Source organism: Streptomyces sp. NPDC004788 (assembly GCF_053601115.1).
In genome coordinates this window covers 1-18,048 of record NZ_JBSGBF010000133.1, presented here as the reverse complement: position 1 = coordinate 18,048, position 18,048 = coordinate 1, and the positions used below count along the sequence as shown (strand labels likewise).

Here is an 18,048-nt window from a genome sequence, read left to right as displayed (position 1 = left end):
GTGCATGGCCCGGCGCCGCCCGGCCCGGCAGCGGTGCGCCCGGCGCCTGGCCGGGAGCCGCCAGCCCCGCGGCCTCCGCGGCGCCCGCGCCCGTCCCCGCGCCCGCCCCGCAGGCCCAGGCCCCGGCACCCGCACCCCAGCAGCCCGCCGCCGCCTCCGGCGACATGGCCGCCGGTGCCGCCCAGGTGCGGAACATGTGGCCGCAGATCCTGGAGGCGGTCAAGAACCGCCGCCGCTTCACCTGGATCCTGCTCTCGCAGAACGCGCAGGTCGCGGGCTTCGACGGCACCACCCTCCAGCTCGGCTTCCTCAACGCGGGCGCCCGGGACAACTTCGCGAGCAGCGGCAGCGAGGAGGTCCTGAAGGCGGCCCTGGCCGAGCAGTTCAACGTGCACTGGAAGTTCGAGGCGATCGTCGACCCCTCGGGCGGCGCCAACCCGCCCCCGGCCGCCGGAGGCTTCGGTGGCGGTGGCGGTGGCGCTGGCGGTGGTGGCGGCTTCGGCGGCGGCTTCGGCGGCGGCCGCCCGTCCGCCCCCGCCCCGGCGCGTACGCCCGCCCCGGCGCCCGCGCCCGTACAGGCACCGCCCGCGCAGTACGCCCCGGCCCCGCAGGCCCCGGCGCCCGCGCCCGCCCCGGCTCCGGCCCCCGCGCCCGCGCCCGCGTCCGTGCAGGCCCCGCCCCCGGTCGCGCCCGAGGACGACGTGCCGGAGGAGGACGATCCGGACCTCGTGGACTCGGCGCTGTCCGGTCACGAGCTGATCGTGCGCGAGCTCGGGGCGACGGTCCTGGAGGAATACACGAACGAGTAGCCGCGTCTCGCTCGGTGGCCCGCACAAGGGTCACCCGGCCACGCGGGCTACCCTGGCTGGCGTGAAGGTCCTCGTCATCGGCGGCGGCGCCCGCGAACACGCCCTGTGCCGCTCCCTCTCCCTCGATCCCGACGTCACCGCTCTGCACTGCGCGCCCGGCAACGCCGGAATCGCCGAGGTCGCCGAGCTCCACCCGGTCGACCAGCTCGACGGCGCCGCCGTCGCCGCGCTCGCCACCGAGCTCGGCGCCGACCTGGTCGTCGTCGGCCCGGAGGCCCCGCTGGTCGCCGGTGTCGCCGACGCCGTGCGCGCCGCCGGCATCCCGGTCTTCGGCCCGTCGCGGGAGGCGGCGCAGCTGGAGGGCTCCAAGGCGTTCGCCAAGGACGTCATGGCCGGCGCCAACGTGCCGACCGCCCGCAGCTACGTCTGCACCACCCCGGAGGAGATCGACGAGGCGCTGGACGCCTTCGGTGCCCCGTACGTGGTCAAGGACGACGGTCTCGCGGCCGGCAAGGGCGTCGTCGTGACCGACGACCTCGCCACCGCCCGCGAGCACGCGCTCTCCTGCGAGCGCGTGGTCATCGAGGAGTTCCTGGACGGCCCCGAGGTCTCCCTCTTCGCGATCACCGACGGCGTCACCGTCCTCCCGCTGCGGCCCGCGCAGGACTTCAAGCGCGCGCTCGACGGCGACGAGGGCCCGAACACCGGCGGCATGGGCGCCTACTCGCCGCTGCCGTGGGCCGACGCCGGCCTGGTCGACGAGGTCCTCGCGACCGTGCTGCAGCCCACCGTGGACGAGCTGCGCCGCCGCGGCACCCCGTTCTCGGGCCTGCTCTACGCGGGTCTGGCGATCACCAGCCGCGGTGTGCGGGTGATCGAGTTCAACGCCCGCTTCGGCGACCCGGAGACCCAGGTCGTCCTGGCGCGCCTCAAGACCCCGCTGGCCGGCGTGCTGCTGAACGCCGCCAACGGCACCCTCGCCGACCAGGAGCCGCTCCGCTGGAGCGACGACGCCGCCGTCACCGTGGTCGTGGCCTCCCACAACTACCCGGGCACCCCGCGCACCGGCGACCCGATCGAGGGCCTGGCCGAGGTCGCGGAGAAGGACGCGCCGCACGCGTACGTCCTGCACGCCGGTACGAAGCGGGACGGCGACAGCATCGTGAGCGCGGGCGGCCGGGTGCTCTCGGTCACCGCCACCGGTTCGGACCTGACCGAGGCCCGCGAGCGCGCCTACGCGGCGGTCGGCCGTATCCGCCTTGACGGTTCCCAGCACCGTACGGACATCGCCGAGAAGGCCGCGCGGGGCTGACACCCGGCCCCCTTCCCGGTCCGTTCCCGGTCTCCTCGCAGTGCCCAAGGGCGCGGCGGCGCAGTCAACCGCACCGCCGCGCCTTCGTCATCACCTTTGCCCAAAGCCATTCCATCGAGTGACGGCTCCGCCATACGGATGACGCCCGCCGAAGCCCCAACTAGGGTGCGGCGAAGGCGATCCGGCGTTGCCCGGCCGTTTCTCCGGCACTTGGCCCACCGACATTGCGTTGTCAGTGGCGGGTGCCACAGTGGGTGGAGTGAGCAACACCGCCACGGGCCACATGGGCCGTCCCGACGAGGGCAGGAGGGGGTGATGTACGGCGTGACCAGCACCGGTTCAGCGGCCGGCGACGAGCTGGGCGCGCGCGCCGCGCGGGTCCGGGCCCTCGCCGTGCTGCGGGTCCGCGGCAGGGCTCTCGGCCTCGCGGTGTTCCCCGCCGCCGTGGCCGTCGTCCTGTACGCGGGCGGGGTGACCGGCCACTTCACCGGCGCCGGCTGGGACGCCGCGCGCGGGGTGGTGACCGCCCTCGCCGTGGGCGTCCTGCTCGTGGCCGCGGCCGTCGCGCTCGTCGTGGCCCGCGCCAGGCCGGCCGTGACACCGACGGTGGAGCTGGCCGAGAGCTCGGCCCCCGACCTCTACCGCCTCGTGCGCGACCTCGCCGACCGGCTCGGCGTGCCCGCGCCCTCCGCGATAGCCCTGACGCCGGACTGCGACAGCTGGCTGGAGGACCGCTCGCACCGGGCCCACGGCCTGCACCGCACCGGCGACGCGCCCGTCCTCGTCATCGGCTCGCCCTTCCTGTGGTGGATGCGCGTCGGCGAGCTGCGCGCCGTCCTCGCGCCCGTCGTGGCCGGCACGGGCCCGGCGGCGCACCCCGACATAGCCGCCGCCCGGCGCTTCGTCCGCGGCCTGGACGCGGCGGTGGCCGTGCCCCGGAGCCCCGGCCTCGACCCGGTCCGCAGGATCGGCGCGCAGGGCGTCGGCCGGATAGCCCGGGTGCTGCTGCAGAGCTGCCGGGGCCACGCCGCCGAGATGGAGCGCGGTGTCGCCGCGGCCGGCTCGGAGCGCGCCCAGGCCGTCGACTACGGGGTGCGGATCGTCGCCCAGGAACAGGTCGGCCTCGCCTACGCGGGCTGGGACCGCCTGCTCACCCGGGTCGCGCTGCCCGCCTGGCGGATGGGCCGCTGGCCCGCCCACCTGGACGCCGGTGTGGTCTCCGCGCTCACCGAGCTGTCCCGCCGCGACCGGCTCGCCGAGGGCTTCACGTCCCGGCTCGGCGAGCGCCCCGCCTGCGACCTCCTGGAGGAGCCCGGCGCGGTCGACGAGGCCACCTCGCTGCTCGCCGCCCGCCTCTTCCACGGCGTCCCGGCGGAGCCCGGCCCGGACTGGGCCCGGGTGGAGTGGAGCGCGTACGCGGAGGAGGTCGTCGACCGGAAGTGGCGCGCCGACGCGGCCCGCCTCCACCACGTCCTGGACCGTCTCGGCGCGGCCGCCGCGGACGCGGAGCCGGAGACCCGGCCCAAGCGCGCGGCCGACCATGACCCCGCCGCCGACGGCCCCACCATCTCGCGGATCATCGCCCACCTGGCCGCGCCGCAGACCGGCGCCGCCGACTCCCTCGCCGCCGCGCTCACCGCGCAGAACGCCCGCGACGAGGCGCAGCGGCCGGCCGCCGCGCCGGCGGCCGAGGGGCCGGACGGGACGGCGCCGCTCTTCCCGCTGCAGGCGCCCCGGAGCGGGCGTGACCTGCTGGCCGACCACGTGGCGGCGATGGTGTGCTGTGCCGCCGTGGACACGACGGAGGCGGCGCCGGGGCTCGACTGGCTGGACGGGCCGGCGCTGTTCGTGGGCGGCGCGCGGTGCACGGACCTGACCGCGACGGTCCTCGCGCTGGTCGAGGACGGGGACCCGGAGCCGCTGCGGGCCTGGCTGGCCCGGACCGGAGTCCGCCCCGAGAAGCCCGTCCGCCTGATCTGACCTCACCGCCCCAGCCGGAAGGCTGTCTTCCACCTTCGTCAATTCACGACGAAGGGTGACGGAGTGCGTGCGTTATGTGATGTGCTGGAGACCGGCACTGACAGAGGCAGTATCCAGCGGCACTGACCAGCCGACCATCCGACCAACCGACCAGACGGGCAGACGGAAGAGTCACCGCCGGGGGAGTCGAGGGAGGGACGCACCATGGGGGCGGAGCAGATCAGGCGATGGGAGTCGGGCGCGCTCGCCCACGCGGTCTCGGACCCGTTCGGCCAGGGCCCGCTGCCCTGGCTGCGCGGTTCGGACAACTACTTCGACGACACCGGCCAGATGGTCCCCTGGTACGCGGACGAGACCCTGGCGCGCGGCGGCGCCGGCGGCCCCCGTACGGCCGACGACGTGCACGGCCAGATCAAGGGCTTCGTGTCCGGCGCGGCCGTGGCGCCGGGCGAGGCGATCGACTTCCACATCACCGTGGACCCGCCCCAGCAGTTCTCGGTCGACATCTACCGGATCGGGCACTACGGCGGCGACGGCGCCGCCAAGATCACCACCAGTCCGCGGCTCTCCGGCATCGTCCAGCCGGCCCCGCTGACCGCCGACCGGACCGTCTCCTGTCACCACTGGTGGCAGTCCTGGCGGCTGCAGGTCCCGTCGTACTGGTCGATCGGCGCGTACGTCGCCGTGCTCACGACCGTCGGCGGCTACCGCTCCCACATCCCCTTCACGGTCCGCGACAACCACCCGGCCGACCTGCTCCTCGTCCTGCCGGACGTGACCTGGCAGGCGTACAACCTCTATCCGGAGGACGGCCACACCGGCGCCAGCCTCTACCACGCCTGGGACGAGGAGGGCCGGCTGCTCGGCGAGGAGGAGGCCGCGGTCACCGTCTCCTTCGACCGCCCGTACGCGGGCGCGGGCCTGCCGCTGCACGTCGGCCACGCTTACGACTTCATCCGCTGGGCCGAGCGGTACGGCTACGACCTCGCGTACGCGGAGACCCGCGACCTGCACGCGGGCCGCGTCGACCCGAGCCGCTACCGGGGCCTGGTCTTCCCGGGCCACGACGAGTACTGGTCGGTGCCCATGCGCCGGACCGTCGAGCTCGCCCGCGACCAGGGCACCTCGCTCGTCTTCCTGTCCGCCAACACCATGTACTGGCAGGTGGAGCTCGGGCCGTCGCCGTCCGGCGCGCCGGACCGGCTGCTCACCTGCCGCAAGCGCCGCGGCCCGGGCCGCCCGGCGCTCTGGCGGGAGGTCGACCGGCCGGAGCAGCAGCTGCTCGGCATCCAGTACGCGGGCCGGGTGCCCGAACCGCACCCGCTGGTCGTACGGAACGCGGAACACTGGCTGTGGGAGGCCACCGGGGCGGGCGAGGGCGACGAGATCCCCGGCCTGGTCGCCGGCGAGGCCGACCGCTACTTCCCGCGCACCGCCCTCCCGGAGCACCAGGGCCGCATCCTGCTGGCCCACTCGCCCTACCGGGACGGCGAGGGCGCCCTGCGCCACCAGGAGACCAGCCTCTACCGCGCCCCGTCGGGGGCCTGGGTCTTCGCCTCGGGCACCTTCGCCTGGTCGCCGGCGCTGGACCGGCCGGGCCATGTGGACGTCCGCGTCCAGCGCGCCACCGCGAACCTGCTGGACCGCATCTGTAAGAGGGAGTGAGCGCGGGCTCACACGGCCCGGCGGCCGGGTCCGTCCGCATGTGCGAGAGAATCGGACACGCTCCTGGATCAACCTACGCGGAGGAACCGTGTCCGGATTCGTAGAAAAGCCCGAACCCGTCCAGGTACCGGGCCTGACCCATCTCCACACGGGCAAGGTCCGCGACCTGTACCGCGACGAGGCGGGCGACCTCGTCATGGTGGCGAGTGACCGCATGTCCGCGTACGACTGGGTGCTGCCGACCGAGATCCCCGACAAGGGCCGGGTGCTCACCCAGCTCTCCCTGTGGTGGTTCGACAAGCTCGCCGATCTGGTGCCCAACCACGTCCTGTCGACCGAGCTGCCCGCCGGCGCCCCCGCCGACTGGGCCGGCCGCACGCTGGTCTGCAAGTCGCTCAACATGGTCCCTGTCGAGTGCGTGGCCCGTGGCTACCTCACCGGCTCCGGCCTGCTCGAGTACGACGAGTCCCGCACGGTCTGCGGCCTCGCCCTGCCCGAGGGCCTGACCGACGGCTCCGAGCTGCCCGCGCCCATCTTCACCCCGGCGACCAAGGCCGCCGTCGGCGACCACGACGAGAACGTGTCGTACGAGGAGGTCGCCCGCCAGGTCGGCGCCGAGACGGCCGCGATGCTGCGCCAGACGACCCTCGCCGTCTACTCCCGGGCCCGTGACATCGCCCGTGAGCGCGGGATCATCCTGGCCGACACGAAGTTCGAGTTCGGCTTCGAGAGCACCCCGGAGGGCGAGCACCTGGTCATCGCCGACGAGGTCCTCACGCCGGACTCCTCGCGCTTCTGGCCGGCCGCCGAGTGGCAGCCGGGCCGTGCCCAGCCCTCGTACGACAAGCAGATCGTGCGGAACTGGCTGACCTCGCCGGCCTCCGGGTGGGACCGCAAGAGCGAGCAGCCGCCGCCGGCGCTGCCGCAGGAGGTCGTGGAGAAGACCCGCGCCAAGTACGTCGAGGCGTACGAGCTGCTGACCGGGAACACCTGGTCCTGATGTCCCGGACGGCTCCCCGTCGGGGAGCCGTGCCAGGGCACCGTGACGGAGAACGAGAAAGCCCCCGGTCGATTCGACCGGGGGCTTCTTCATGGAGCGGACGACGAGATTCGAACTCGCGACCCTCACCTTGGCAAGGTGATGCTCTACCAACTGAGCCACGTCCGCATGCGCCGTAGCGCGCTGCTAACTATACACAGTTTCCGAGGGGCGGATGACGGGGTTTTCCCGCTCCCGATCTGTGCCGCTGGTCACAGGAGAAGAGCGCGCTGGAAATGACGAAAGCCCCGGTTCCTGAGAACCGGGGCTTTCGCTCCCTGAGCGGACGACGAGATTCGAACTCGCGACCCTCACCTTGGCAAGGTGATGCTCTACCAACTGAGCCACGTCCGCATTGCTCCCGACCGGCTCTCACCGGGCGGTGCGTGCACCACTGTACCTGATCCACCGGAGTGGTCGGTAACCGTGGTGCAGAGAGCGGGTGACAGGGATTGCACACTGCGGCTTCCCTCTGGAAGAGGGCTGTTCTACTACTGAACTACACCCGCACGCTCTGCTGGGGGACTTGGCTTTTCGGCCTCGCCCCTCGGCGTGATCCACACTCTAGGGATCTTCGGGGGCGGAACGCAAATCCGGGTCCCGCGGCGCCCGGTGCCGGGTCAGCTCGCGGCCTGGAAGGCCTCGTAGATGCGCTTGGGGATGCGGCCGCGGGCCGGCACGTCCAGCTTGTTCGACTGGGCCCAGGCGCGGACCGCGGCGGGGTCGGGGGCGAGCGCGGTGTGCGTGTAGTCGGTCCTGGCGGGCTTCGCGGCCCGGCCCGGCTTCGCGTTGATCTTGCGGCCCGCGGTCAGGTAGGGGGCGAGAGCCTTGCGCAGTTTCTCTGCATTGGCGGGATTCAGGTCGATCTCGTACGTCTTCCCGTCGAGGCCGAACGAGACCGTTTCCGCCGCCTCTCCGCCGTCGATGTCGTCGAAGAGAGTGACCACCACACGCTGTGCCACGGATATCGGTCCTTTCCTGCGGATCGCCGTGTCCCGTCTGCGAGTTCACCGCTCTGACGTGCGGTGACGGCGTGCGGTGACGCCGATGCGACGGCTCTCCCGGGGCAATACCGTTGTTCCCCCGAGTGTCTCTGCATTCCCTTTGTACAGCCGCGGGCATCGCATTGTGAAGCCCAGCCAATTTGTTCCGCGTGTCTCGCCCGGCAGGTGATATTCCGCATGAATTCACCGGCCGGGCGTTTGGGGGCGCTTTGTAGGATCCTTCAGACCTCTACTCGCGTAGAATTTGGAGGCAGGTACGCTGATGGAACCGCCCACGCAACACACCACCGGGAGTGCCAGTGGCACGCGTCGTAGTCGACGTCATGCTCAAGCCGGAGATCCTCGACCCGCAGGGACAGGCGGTGCAGCGTGCACTGCCCCGCCTCGGTTTCGACGGGATCGCCGACGTCCGCCAGGGAAAGCGCTTCGAGCTGGAGGTGGAGGGACCGGTCGACGAGGCCGCCCTCGCCCGCATCCATGAGATGGCCGAAACCTTCCTTGCCAACACCGTGATCGAGGACTTCACCGTGAAGGTGGAGTCGTGACCGCACGCATCGGCGTCGTCACGTTCCCCGGAACGCTGGACGATCAGGACGCGCTGCGCGCCGCCCGCCTCGCGGGCGCCGAGCCCGTCTCGCTGTGGCACCGCGACAAGGACCTCAAGCAGGTCGACGCCGTGGTCCTCGCGGGCGGCTTCTCCTACGGCGACTACCTGCGGGCCGGAGCCATCTCCCGCTTCTCGCCGGTGATGGAGACGATCATCGAGCAGGCGAAGGCGGGCATGCCCGTCCTCGGCATCTGCAACGGCTTCCAGATCCTCACCGAAGCCCATCTGCTGCCGGGTGCCATGCTGCGCAACAACCACCTCCACTTCATCTGCCGCGACCAGAAGCTGCGGGTGGAGAACGCGGAGACCGCCTGGACCTCGGACTACACCGTGGGCCAGGAGATCGAGGTCCCGCTCAAGAACATGGACGGCCGGTACGTCGCCGACGAGCGCACGCTCGACGAGCTGGAGGCCGAGGGGCGGGTGGCCTTCCGCTACCTGGACGTGAACCCCAACGGCTCGCTGCGCGACATCGCGGGCATCACCAACGCCGCGGGCAACGTCGTGGGCCTCATGCCGCACCCCGAGCACGCCGTGGAGCCGCTGATCGGCACCGGCAAGACCGACGGGCTCGGATTCTTCACCTCGATCCTCAAGAAGCTGGTCAACGCCTGATGAGCCTCGACACCGTCAAGCACGCGAGCGAGACGCCGGACAGCGAGCAGCCCTGGAAGGAGCTCGGCCTCAAGGAGGACGAGTACGCGCGCATCCGCGAGATCCTCGGCCGCCGTCCCACCGGCGCCGAGCTCGCCATGTACTCCGTCATGTGGTCCGAGCACTGCTCCTACAAGAGCAGCAAGGTCCACCTGAAGCAGTTCGGCGAGAAGACCCCCGAGAACGACGCCATGCTCGTCGGCATCGGCGAGAACGCGGGCGTCGTCGACGTCGGCCAGGGCTACGCGGTCACCTTCAAGGTCGAGTCGCACAACCACCCCAGCTACATCGAGCCCTACCAGGGCGCGGCCACCGGCGTCGGCGGCATCGTCCGCGACATCCTCGCCATGGGTGCCCGCCCGGTCGCCGTGGTCGACCCGCTGCGCTTCGGCGCCGCCGACCACCCCGACACCAAGCGCGTGCTGCCCGGCGTCGTCGCCGGCATCGGCGGCTACGGCAACTGCCTCGGCCTGCCGAACATCGGCGGCGAGGTCGTCTTCGACTCCTGCTACCAGGGCAACCCGCTCGTCAACGCCGGCTGCATCGGCGTGATGAAGCACGAGGACATCCACCTCGCCAAGGCCTCCGGCCCCGGCAACAAGGTCATCCTCTACGGCGCCCGCACCGGTGGCGACGGCATCGGCGGCGTCTCGGTCCTCGCGTCCGAGACCTTCGACGACACCAAGCCCACCAAGCGCCCCGCGGTCCAGGTCGGCGACCCGTTCCAGGAGAAGCTCCTCATCGAGTGCACCCTGGAGATCTTCCGGGAGAAGCTGGTCGCGGGCATCCAGGACCTCGGCGGCGCCGGCCTGTCCTGCGCCACCTCCGAGCTGGCCTCCGCCGGCACCGGCGGCATGCGGGTCGACCTGGAGAAGGTGCACCTGCGCGACGCGACGCTCTCGCCCGAGGAGATCCTCATGAGCGAGTCGCAGGAGCGCATGTGCGCGATCGTCGAGCCGCAGCACGTCGACCGCTTCCTGGAGATCTGCGAGAAGTGGGACGTCATCGCGGTCGTCATCGGTGAGGTGACGGACGGCGAGCGCCTGGAGATCTTCTGGCACGGTGAGCAGATCGTCGACGTCCCGCCGCGCACGGTGGCGCACGAGGGCCCGGTCTACCACCGGCCGTACGCGCGCCCCGAGTGGCAGGACGCCCTGCAGGCCGACGACGCCGGCAAGCTGGCCCGCCCGCAGTCCGGCGCCGAGCTGAAGGACCAGGTCCTCAAGCTGGTCGGCTCGCCGAACCAGGCCTCGAAGTCCTGGATCACCGACCAGTACGACCGCTTCGTGCAGGGCAACACCGTGCTCGCCCAGCCCGAGGACGCCGGCATGGTCCGCATCGACGAGGAGACCAACCTCGGCGTGGCCATGGCGACCGACGGCAACGGCCGGTACGCCAAGCTCGACCCGTACACCGGTGCCCAGCTCGCGCTGGCGGAGGCGTACCGCAACGTCGCCGCCTCCGGCGCCAAGCCGCTGGCGATCTCGGACTGCCTGAACTTCGGTTCGCCCGAGGACCCGGCCGTGATGTGGCAGTTCGCCGAGGCCACCCGTGGTCTCGCGGACGGCTGCCTCGCGCTCGGCACCCCGGTCACCGGCGGCAACGTGTCGCTGTACAACCAGACCGGTGACGTGGCCATCCACCCGACGCCCGTCGTGGCCGTCCTCGGTGTGATCGACGACGTCAACCGCCGCACCCCGATCGCCTTCGCGGAAGAGGGCCAGCTCCTCTACCTGCTCGGTGACACCAAGGAGGAGTTCGGCGGCTCGGCCTGGTCCGAGGTGATCCACCAGCACCTCGGCGGCATGCCGCCGGCCGTGGACCTCGACCGGGAGAAGCTGCTCGGCGAGATCCTGATCTCGGCCTCCCGCGACGGCATGATCGACGCGGCCCACGACCTGTCCGACGGCGGTCTGGTCCAGGCGGTCGTCGAGTCCTGCCTGCGCGGCGGCAACGGCGCGCGCCTGGTCGTGCCCGAGGGCCTGGACGCCTTCACCTTCCTCTTCAGCGAGTCGGCCGGCCGCGCGGTCGTGTCCGTCCCGCGCAGCGAGGAGCTCCGCTTCACCGACATGTGCGGTGCGCGGGGTCTGCCGGCGACCCGGATCGGTGTCGTCGACGGTGACACCGTGGACGTGCAGGGCGAGTTCAGCGTCTCCCTGGAGGAGCTGCGCGCCGCGCACGAGGCGCCGATCCCGGGCCTGCTGGCCTGATCGGTCCCCGTATCCGTACGGAGTGGAGCCCCCGTCCCGGCAAGGGCGGGGGCTCCGCCGTGTCCGTCAGTCGTCCAGCGAGTAGAAGGCGTCGAGTTCGGTGATGTCCTCGACGCACTCGTCGACGTCGGAGACCTTGTCGCCGATGATCGTGAAGAACATGGCGCCGCGCATCTCGATCCCGCGGTCGCCGTGCTCGGCGAACCACTTGTGGGTCGAGATCACATGGCCGCGCCCGTCGGGGTAGACGCCCTGCAGCTCGACCCGCATCGTGCCGCCGGTGTACTCGAACATCTCGCCGAACATGGCCAGGACGTTGTCCCGGCCCTTGAAGTGGCCGCCGAACCGGGTCGTGCCTGGTGCGTGGTGGGTGCAGTCGCTCGTCATGGTGGCCGCCAGCGCCTCCATGTCACCCTTGCTGAACGCTTCGTAGCCCCGGCGGATCAGGGCGGCATCGGGGTGCTCGTGATGGGTCATGGTCCCGTCGCCTGCTTTCGCTGCGAATGGCTCCGTTCCTTCCAGTCTCGGGGCTAGCCTCGGGCCATGCCACCCGCCAAGAAGCGCGCCGCCCGCACCCGCAGCTACGACCCCGTCAAGATCCGCGCCGCAGTGTCCGCCCAGTTCGGGCACGTACGGGACGCGGTCCTCGCGCTTCCGCCGGCGGCGCTGGACGGGCCGACCCGGCTCGGTGACTGGACGGTGCGCGACCTGGCCGGGCACATCGCGGCGGCGGTCGGCGCGGTGCCCGCGCTGCTCGCCCGGCCCGAGCCGGCGAAGCAGGAACTGGCGCTGCTCGACTGGCCGTTCGCGACCGCCGGTGCCGCCGAGCGGATCGACGAGCAGACCCGTGGGCTCGACACGGCCGACCTGGGCGCGCTGTACGAGCGGACGCGGGAGGCGTACGAGACGGCGCTCGCCCAGGCCGCGGACACCCGGCTGGTCCCGGTGAGCTTCGGTGCCATGACCCTCGCCGACGTCCTGGTGACCCGGATCGTCGAACTCGTCGTCCACACCGACGACCTGAGCGCCGCGACCGGCGTCACCATCCCGTACGACCGGCAGGCGCTCGCCGCCTGCACCCGGCTGCTGGCCGACGCGCTCGCCGTGCGGGCGCCCGGCGGCGCGGTGGAGGTGCGCGTGCCGCCCTTCGCGGTGGTGCAGTGCGTCGAGGGCCCCCGGCACACCCGCGGCACCCCGCCCAACGTCGTCGAGACCGACCCGCTGACCTGGATCCGCCTCGCGACCGGCCGCGCGGGCTGGGCGGCGGAGCTGGACGCGGCCCGGGTGAGCGCGAGCGGGGAGCGGGCGGACCTGTCGGGGCTGCTGCCGCTGATGGGCTGAGCGGCCCCGGCCGCCGGCCCGGAACCGTACGGCCGCGGGGTCCGTCCCACCGCCATGAAGAAGCCGCGTGCACTCGCAGGAACAGCCCTGACGCTCCTCCTCCCGGCCCTCGCGGCGTGCGGCGGTACGGGGCCGGGCGCGGGCACGCCCGACGTGCCCGTCGCGGGCACCCACTGGACGATCGGCGCGGTCACGGTCGACGGCGTCCGGTCGGCGGCTCCGTCCGGGGCCCTCATGGACTTCACGAAGGACGGCCGGGTCCAGGGCACGAGCGGCTGCAACGGCTTCGACGCCGCCGTCGCCGTGCACGGGGAATCGCTCACCGTGTCCGATCCGACCGTCACCGCGATGGGCTGCCCCGACGACCGGATGCGCTTCGAGGACGCCCTGCTCAAGGCCCTCAGGGGAGAGATCACCGCGAAGCTGAAGGGCGGTGCGCTCACCCTCACCTCGGCCGACGGGCGGCACCGCGTCGAGCTGACCGCCGAGCCCGCCACCCCGCTCCTCGGCACGGCCTGGACGGTGGACGCCCTGATCAGCGGTGACACCTCCACCTCCCTGCCGGCCGGCTCCGAGGGCAAGGCCCGGCTGGTCTTCGGCAAGGACGGCCGGCTCACCGGCAGCCTCGGCTGCAACCGGGTCTCCGCGCCCGCGAAGGCCGACGGGGCCACGATCACCCTGGGCGCGTTCCAGACGACCCGGATGATCTGCACGCCGGCGCAGATGGACCTGGAGACCAAGCTGTACGACGCCCTCGACAGCCCGCTCACCTACCGGATCGAGCACCGCACCCTGACCGTCACCGACGCCGACGGCCAGGGCTTCACGGCGAAGGCCGGCTAGCTCGCGGACGGCGCGGACGGTCCGTACGGGAGGAGCCCGGCGTCCGTCCGCTCCCAGGCGGCCTTCAGCTCGGCGAGCAGCGCCTGCTCGTCGGGGGCCCGGTCGGCCTGCTCGCGGGCGTCGGCGGCGAGGTGGAAGAGCTGGTCGCGCCCGCTCTTGCCCCGGTAGTACTTCCAGTCGCCGCGGCGCAGCGCGCGCTCCCCGCGCACCCGCCAGAAGAGGTCGCGTTCGCCGACCTCCGCGCCGCGCAGCAGGTAGGGGGCGAGGCTGGTGCCGTCGAGCGGGTAGGCCGGGTGGGGGCGGGCGCCGCCGATGTCGAGGAGGGTGGCGGTCCAGTCGGGCGAGTAGACGGGGACGTCGCTGACCTGGCCGCCGTCGATCCGGGCGGGCCAGCGCAGGATCGACGGCACGCGGATGCCGCCCTCCAGGAGGGAGGCCTTGTTGCCGGAGAGGGGCCAGTTGTACGAGAAGCGCTCGCCGCCGTTGTCGCTGCCGAAGAAGACGAGGGTGTCGCGCTCGCGGCCGGCCCGCTTGAGCGCGGCGAGGACCTGGCCGACGGAGCGGTCGAGGTCCTCGACCATTTCCTTGTACTTCTCGATCGAGCCGCCGTCCTGGTGCCAGAGCGCGGAGCGGTCGCCGGCCTTGATCCGGCGGACGATCTCGGCGCTCTCCGCCTCGTCGCCGTCGGCGATCCAGGGCCAGTGGGGGGTGGTGAAGTTGAGGTTGAGGAGGAAGGGCCGGTCGTGGTCGCGGCTCACGTACTCGCTCGCCCGCTCGGTGAGGATGCGGGTGTAGTAGCGCAGGTCCTTGTACTCGGCGTCGCCCTCGTACAGGTCGTACTCGCCGCCGAGGCCGAGCTTGGAGTAGTACTCCAGGGCGCCGCCGAAGTTCCCGAAGAACTCGTCCCAGCCGGACCGGGTGGGGGAGTAGTCGGGCAGGTAGCCGCAGTGCCACTTGCCGATGAGCGCGGTGGTGTAGCCGGCGTCGCGGAGCAGGGAGGCGAGCGTCGGGTGGGTGGGCTCCAGACCGACGGACCTGTCGGCGATGGGCTCGGCGAGCCCGCCCTTCGTACGGCCGGGGAATCGGCCGGTGTAGAGGCTGAAGCGGGTCGGGGAGCAGGTAGCGGAGCCGGAGTAGGCGTCGGTGAAGCGGACGCCCTGGCGGGCGAGCCTGTCGAGGTGCGGGGTGCGGATGTGCGGGGAGCCGTAGGAGGAGAGGTCGGCCCAGCCGAGGTCGTCGCCGAGGATGAAGAGGATGTTCGGCCGGGCGGAGTGGCGGCCGGGCGCGGCGCGGAACGGGCGCTCCTCGCGGGAGGCGGCGGCCTGGGCCGGGGTGGTGGTGCCGAGCGTGGCGGCGGCGGCGGTGCCGACGGCGGCCCCGCCGAGGGCACGACGGGATATGGACCTGGACATACGGGTCTCCTGGAGGAATGCAGGACTGCCTGAGGAAAGGGAGAAGGAGGGGAGCTCAGGCGCGGCGACAGATCGCGCTCGCGACACGGGCCAGGTCCACGTGTCGGCGCGCGACGAGGGTGACCGAGAGGTCGGGGTCGCTGACGGGCTGCATGATCGGGAAGCCTGGCGGAGGGCGCCAGGGGGTGTCAACGACCGTCCCGCACCGTGGACTCACCGAGGACTCACCGTGGACTCCGTCACATCCCGACCGTTCGGCCCGTCCCGTACGAGCGTCCGCTCTGGCCGGTTTCGATCACGGCGAACGGCCCTCGGCCCTTGTGCGCCTTGCTTTGTGGGCTCCGACAAGGATCGAAGGATCAGTTCGTAGGAACCCACGACGAGATCAGCGGCAGTTCAGAGGGCGTTTCGGGCCCGTTCGCCAATTCGGACCAGTGGTCGATCTCGCCTACACTCGGTGGCGTGCCACGCGGAGACGGTCGACTCAATCACGACTTGCTCCCTGGAGAGAAAGGCCCCCAGGACGCTTGTGGCGTCTTCGGTGTCTGGGCTCCGGGTGAAGAGGTCGCAAAGCTCACGTACTTCGGGCTCTACGCCCTTCAGCATCGGGGCCAGGAATCCGCGGGAATCGCGGTAAGCAATGGCTCCCAGATCCTCGTCTTCAAGGACATGGGACTTGTCTCCCAGGTCTTCGACGAGACTTCTCTCGGTTCCCTCCAGGGTCATATCGCGGTCGGTCACGCCCGCTACTCGACCACTGGTGCCTCCGTGTGGGAGAACGCGCAGCCGACGTTCCGGGCGACCGCCCACGGCTCGCTCGCGCTCGGCCACAACGGCAACCTGGTGAACACGGCGCAGCTGGCCGAGATGGTCGCCGACCTCCCCAAGAAGGAGGGCCGGGCCACTCAGGTCGCCGCCACCAACGACACCGACCTGGTCACCGCGCTGCTCGCGGGCCAGGTGGCCGAGGACGGCACGCCGCTCACCACCGAGCAGGCGGCCGCGAAGGTCCTCCCCGACGTCCGGGGCGCCTTCTCCCTCGTCTTCATGAACGAGCACACGCTCTACGCGGCCCGTGACCCGCAGGGCATCCGCCCGCTGGTGCTCGGCCGCCTGGAGCGCGGCTGGGTCGTCGCGTCCGAGACCGCCGCCCTCGACATCTGCGGTGCGACCTTCGTCCGCGAGGTCGAGCCGGGCGAGCTCATCGCGATCGACGAGAACGGCATGCGCACCTCGCGATTCGCGGAAGCGAAGCCCAAGGGCTGTGTCTTCGAGTACGTGTACCTGGCCCGCCCGGACACCGACATCGCCGGCCGGAACGTGTACCTCTCCCGCGTGGAGATGGGCCGCCGGCTCGCCAAGGAGGCCCCGGTCGAGGCCGACCTGGTCATCGCCACTCCGGAGTCCGGCACCCCCGCCGCCATCGGCTACGCGGAGGCGTCCGGCATCCCGTTCGGCGCCGGCCTGGTCAAGAACGCGTACGTCGGCCGGACCTTCATCCAGCCCTCGCAGACGATCCGCCAGCTGGGCATCCGGCTGAAGCTGAACCCGCTCAAGGAAGTCATCAAGGGCAAGCGCCTGGTGGTCGTCGACGACTCGATCGTCCGCGGCAACACCCAGCGCGCGCTCGTCCGGATGCTCCGCGAGGCCGGCGCCGCCGAGGTCCACATCCGGATCTCCTCGCCGCCGGTGAAGTGGCCCTGCTTCTTCGGCATCGACTTCGCCACCCGCGCGGAGCTGATCGCCAACGGCATGTCGGTCGAGGAGATCGGCAAGTCGCTCGGCGCGGACTCGCTCTCGTACATCTCGCTCGACGGGATGATCGAGGCGACCACCATCCAGAAGCCCAACCTGTGCCGCGCCTGCTTCGACGGCGAGTACCCGATGGAGCTTCCGGACCCCGAGCTGCTCGGCAAGCAGCTCCTGGAGACCGAGCTGGCGGCGGGCCCCGCCGCCACCGCCGCGGCCGACGCCCTGCGCCGCCCGTAAGACCCCCGCCGCCCGCCGCCACGCCCGTGGCGGGCGGGCGGTACGAGCAGCACGACGACACGAAAGCTCTGAAGCCATGTCTCAGACCACCGGTGCCAGCTACGCCTCCGCGGGCGTCGACATCGAAGCGGGCGACCGCGCCGTCGAGCTCATGAAGGAGTGGGTGAAGAAGACGCAGCGCCCCGAGGTCCTCGGCGGCCTCGGCGGCTTCGCCGGCTACTTCGACGCCTCCGCCCTCAAGCGCTACGAGCGTCCGCTGCTCGCCTCGGCCACCGACGGCGTCGGCACGAAGGTCGACATCGCCCGCCAGCTGGGCGTGTACGACACGATCGGCCGCGACCTGGTCGCCATGGTCATGGACGACATCGTCGTCTGCGGCGCCGAGCCGCTCTTCATGACCGACTACATCTGCGTCGGCAAGGTCCACCCCGAGCGCGTCGCCGCCATCGTCAAGGGCATCGCCGAGGGCTGTGTCCTGGCCGGCTGCGCCCTGGTCGGCGGCGAGACCGCGGAGCACCCGGGCCTGCTCGGCCCGGACGACTTCGACGTCGCCGGCGCGGGCACGGGTGTCGTGGAGTACGACCGGCTGCTCGGCTCGGATCGCATCCGTACGGGTGACGCCGTCATCGCCATGGCGTCCTCCGGTCTTCACTCCAACGGGTACTCGCTCGTCCGCCACGTGGTCTTCGACCGCGCCGGCATGACCCTCGACCAGCAGGTCGAGGAGTTCGGCCGGACCCTCGGCGAGGAGCTCCTGGAGCCCACGAAGATCTACTCGCTGGACTGCCTGGCGCTCACCCGGACCACCGAGGTGCACGCCTTCAGCCACATCACCGGCGGCGGCCTGGCCGCCAACCTGGCCCGGGTGATCCCGGACGGCCTGCACGCCGTCGTGGACCGCGGCACGTGGACCCCGGGCGCCGTCTTCGACCTGGTCGGCAAGGCGGGTCAGGTCGAGCGCCTGGAGCTGGAGAAGACCCTGAACATGGGCGTCGGCATGATGGCCGTGGTCCCCGCCGAGTCGGTGGACGCGGCCCTGACGACCCTGGCCGACCGCGGTGTCGACGCCTGGGTCGCCGGTGAGATCACCGAGCGCGGCGAGAAGACGACCGGCGCGGAGCTGGTCGGCGACTACGCGAAGTAGCAGGACGTACGGCTGAGGGGCACCCCGCCGGGGTGCCCC

15 protein-coding genes, 3 tRNA genes and 1 pseudogene are annotated in these 18,048 nt (G+C 72.1%); 12 read left to right on the top strand and 7 right to left on the bottom strand.

Annotation, left to right across the window (positions count from 1 at the left end; all coding sequences use genetic code 11):
• From ACWEJX_RS34770 to ACWEJX_RS34750, 5 genes and pseudogenes are all read left to right on the top strand, one after another.
• Positions 1-809: pseudogene (locus ACWEJX_RS34770) on the top strand (DNA polymerase III subunit gamma and tau); the annotation flags it as partial.
• Positions 810-870: 61 nt separating this feature from the next.
• The gene (gene purD / locus ACWEJX_RS34765; RefSeq protein WP_451611408.1) at positions 871-2,121 is read left to right on the top strand and encodes a phosphoribosylamine--glycine ligase; all 1,251 of its coding nucleotides are present in this window, start codon (positions 871-873) and stop codon (positions 2,119-2,121) included.
• Between the two features lie 315 nt (positions 2,122-2,436).
• Positions 2,437-4,101 (top strand): hypothetical protein, encoded by a 1,665-nt coding sequence (locus tag ACWEJX_RS34760; protein WP_451611407.1) that lies wholly within the window; start codon positions 2,437-2,439, stop codon positions 4,099-4,101.
• 204 nt (positions 4,102-4,305) lie between these two features.
• Entirely contained in the window at positions 4,306-5,766 is a 1,461-nt protein-coding gene (locus tag ACWEJX_RS34755; protein ID WP_451611406.1) for a N,N-dimethylformamidase beta subunit family domain-containing protein, read from the top strand.
• Between the two features lie 88 nt (positions 5,767-5,854).
• A complete protein-coding gene (locus ACWEJX_RS34750) occupies positions 5,855-6,766 on the top strand; it encodes a phosphoribosylaminoimidazolesuccinocarboxamide synthase (RefSeq protein WP_451611405.1) in 912 nt (303 codons plus the stop codon).
• Positions 6,767-6,858: 92 nt separating this feature from the next.
• Here ACWEJX_RS34750 and ACWEJX_RS34745 read toward each other — a convergent pair.
• From ACWEJX_RS34745 to ACWEJX_RS34730, 4 genes are all read right to left on the bottom strand, one after another.
• Positions 6,859-6,934: transfer RNA gene (locus ACWEJX_RS34745), tRNA-Gly, on the bottom strand.
• Positions 6,935-7,086: 152 nt separating this feature from the next.
• Positions 7,087-7,159, bottom strand: a tRNA-Gly gene (locus ACWEJX_RS34740).
• An 83-nt stretch (positions 7,160-7,242) separates the two neighbouring features.
• Positions 7,243-7,314, bottom strand: a tRNA-Gly gene (locus ACWEJX_RS34735).
• A 111-nt stretch (positions 7,315-7,425) separates the two neighbouring features.
• Entirely contained in the window at positions 7,426-7,767 is a 342-nt protein-coding gene (locus ACWEJX_RS34730; RefSeq protein ID WP_451611404.1) for a histone-like nucleoid-structuring protein Lsr2, read from the bottom strand.
• Positions 7,768-8,108: 341 nt separating this feature from the next.
• Here ACWEJX_RS34730 and purS point away from each other — a divergent pair, with 341 nt between their 5' ends.
• Genes purS through purL form a run of 3 tightly spaced genes read left to right on the top strand, consistent with a single transcriptional unit; the run spans position 8,109 to position 11,280 of the window.
• On the top strand, positions 8,109-8,354 hold the full coding sequence (gene purS / locus ACWEJX_RS34725) for a phosphoribosylformylglycinamidine synthase subunit PurS (protein WP_137994413.1): 246 nt from the start codon (positions 8,109-8,111) through the stop codon (positions 8,352-8,354).
• Complete coding sequence (gene purQ, locus ACWEJX_RS34720; RefSeq protein ID WP_403794755.1) at positions 8,351-9,031, top strand: phosphoribosylformylglycinamidine synthase subunit PurQ; 681 nt, start codon at positions 8,351-8,353, stop codon at positions 9,029-9,031. The genes purS and purQ overlap by 4 nt, the downstream gene beginning before the upstream one ends.
• Positions 9,031-11,280: a phosphoribosylformylglycinamidine synthase subunit PurL gene (gene purL / locus ACWEJX_RS34715; RefSeq protein ID WP_451611403.1), complete on the top strand. Its 2,250-nt coding sequence runs from the start codon at positions 9,031-9,033 to the stop codon at positions 11,278-11,280. The genes purQ and purL overlap by 1 nt, the downstream gene beginning before the upstream one ends.
• A gap of 66 nt (positions 11,281-11,346) precedes the next feature.
• On the opposite strand, the gene ACWEJX_RS34710 is transcribed toward purL, so the two are convergent.
• Entirely contained in the window at positions 11,347-11,757 is a 411-nt protein-coding gene (locus tag ACWEJX_RS34710) for a nuclear transport factor 2 family protein (protein ID WP_451611402.1), read from the bottom strand.
• Positions 11,758-11,823: 66 nt separating this feature from the next.
• On the opposite strand from ACWEJX_RS34710, the gene ACWEJX_RS34705 reads away from it, so the two are divergent.
• Both ACWEJX_RS34705 and ACWEJX_RS34700 read left to right on the top strand, forming a co-directional pair.
• Positions 11,824-12,621, top strand: a complete 798-nt coding sequence (locus ACWEJX_RS34705) for a sterol carrier family protein (RefSeq protein WP_451611401.1) — start codon at positions 11,824-11,826, stop codon at positions 12,619-12,621.
• A gap of 54 nt (positions 12,622-12,675) precedes the next feature.
• Positions 12,676-13,464 carry an META domain-containing protein gene (locus tag ACWEJX_RS34700; RefSeq protein ID WP_451611400.1) on the top strand — a complete coding sequence of 263 codons (789 nt, stop codon included), beginning with the start codon at positions 12,676-12,678 and terminating at the stop codon, positions 13,462-13,464.
• Here the strand turns inward: ACWEJX_RS34700 and ACWEJX_RS34695 are convergent.
• Both ACWEJX_RS34695 and ACWEJX_RS34690 read right to left on the bottom strand, forming a co-directional pair.
• A complete protein-coding gene (locus ACWEJX_RS34695; RefSeq protein ID WP_451611399.1) occupies positions 13,461-14,876 on the bottom strand; it encodes a sulfatase family protein in 1,416 nt (471 codons plus the stop codon). The genes ACWEJX_RS34700 and ACWEJX_RS34695 overlap by 4 nt on opposite strands.
• 55 nt (positions 14,877-14,931) lie before the next feature.
• Positions 14,932-15,030, bottom strand: coding sequence for a putative leader peptide (locus ACWEJX_RS34690; RefSeq protein WP_356068413.1), 99 nt, complete (start codon positions 15,028-15,030; stop codon positions 14,932-14,934).
• Positions 15,031-15,338: 308 nt separating this feature from the next.
• On the opposite strand from ACWEJX_RS34690, the gene purF reads away from it, so the two are divergent.
• Both purF and purM read left to right on the top strand, forming a co-directional pair.
• Entirely contained in the window at positions 15,339-16,865 is a 1,527-nt protein-coding gene (gene purF, locus ACWEJX_RS34685) for an amidophosphoribosyltransferase (protein WP_451611398.1), read from the top strand.
• 76 nt (positions 16,866-16,941) lie between these two features.
• On the top strand, positions 16,942-18,009 hold the full coding sequence (gene purM, locus ACWEJX_RS34680; RefSeq protein WP_451611397.1) for a phosphoribosylformylglycinamidine cyclo-ligase: 1,068 nt from the start codon (positions 16,942-16,944) through the stop codon (positions 18,007-18,009).
• The last annotated feature ends 39 nt before the right edge of the window (positions 18,010-18,048 follow it).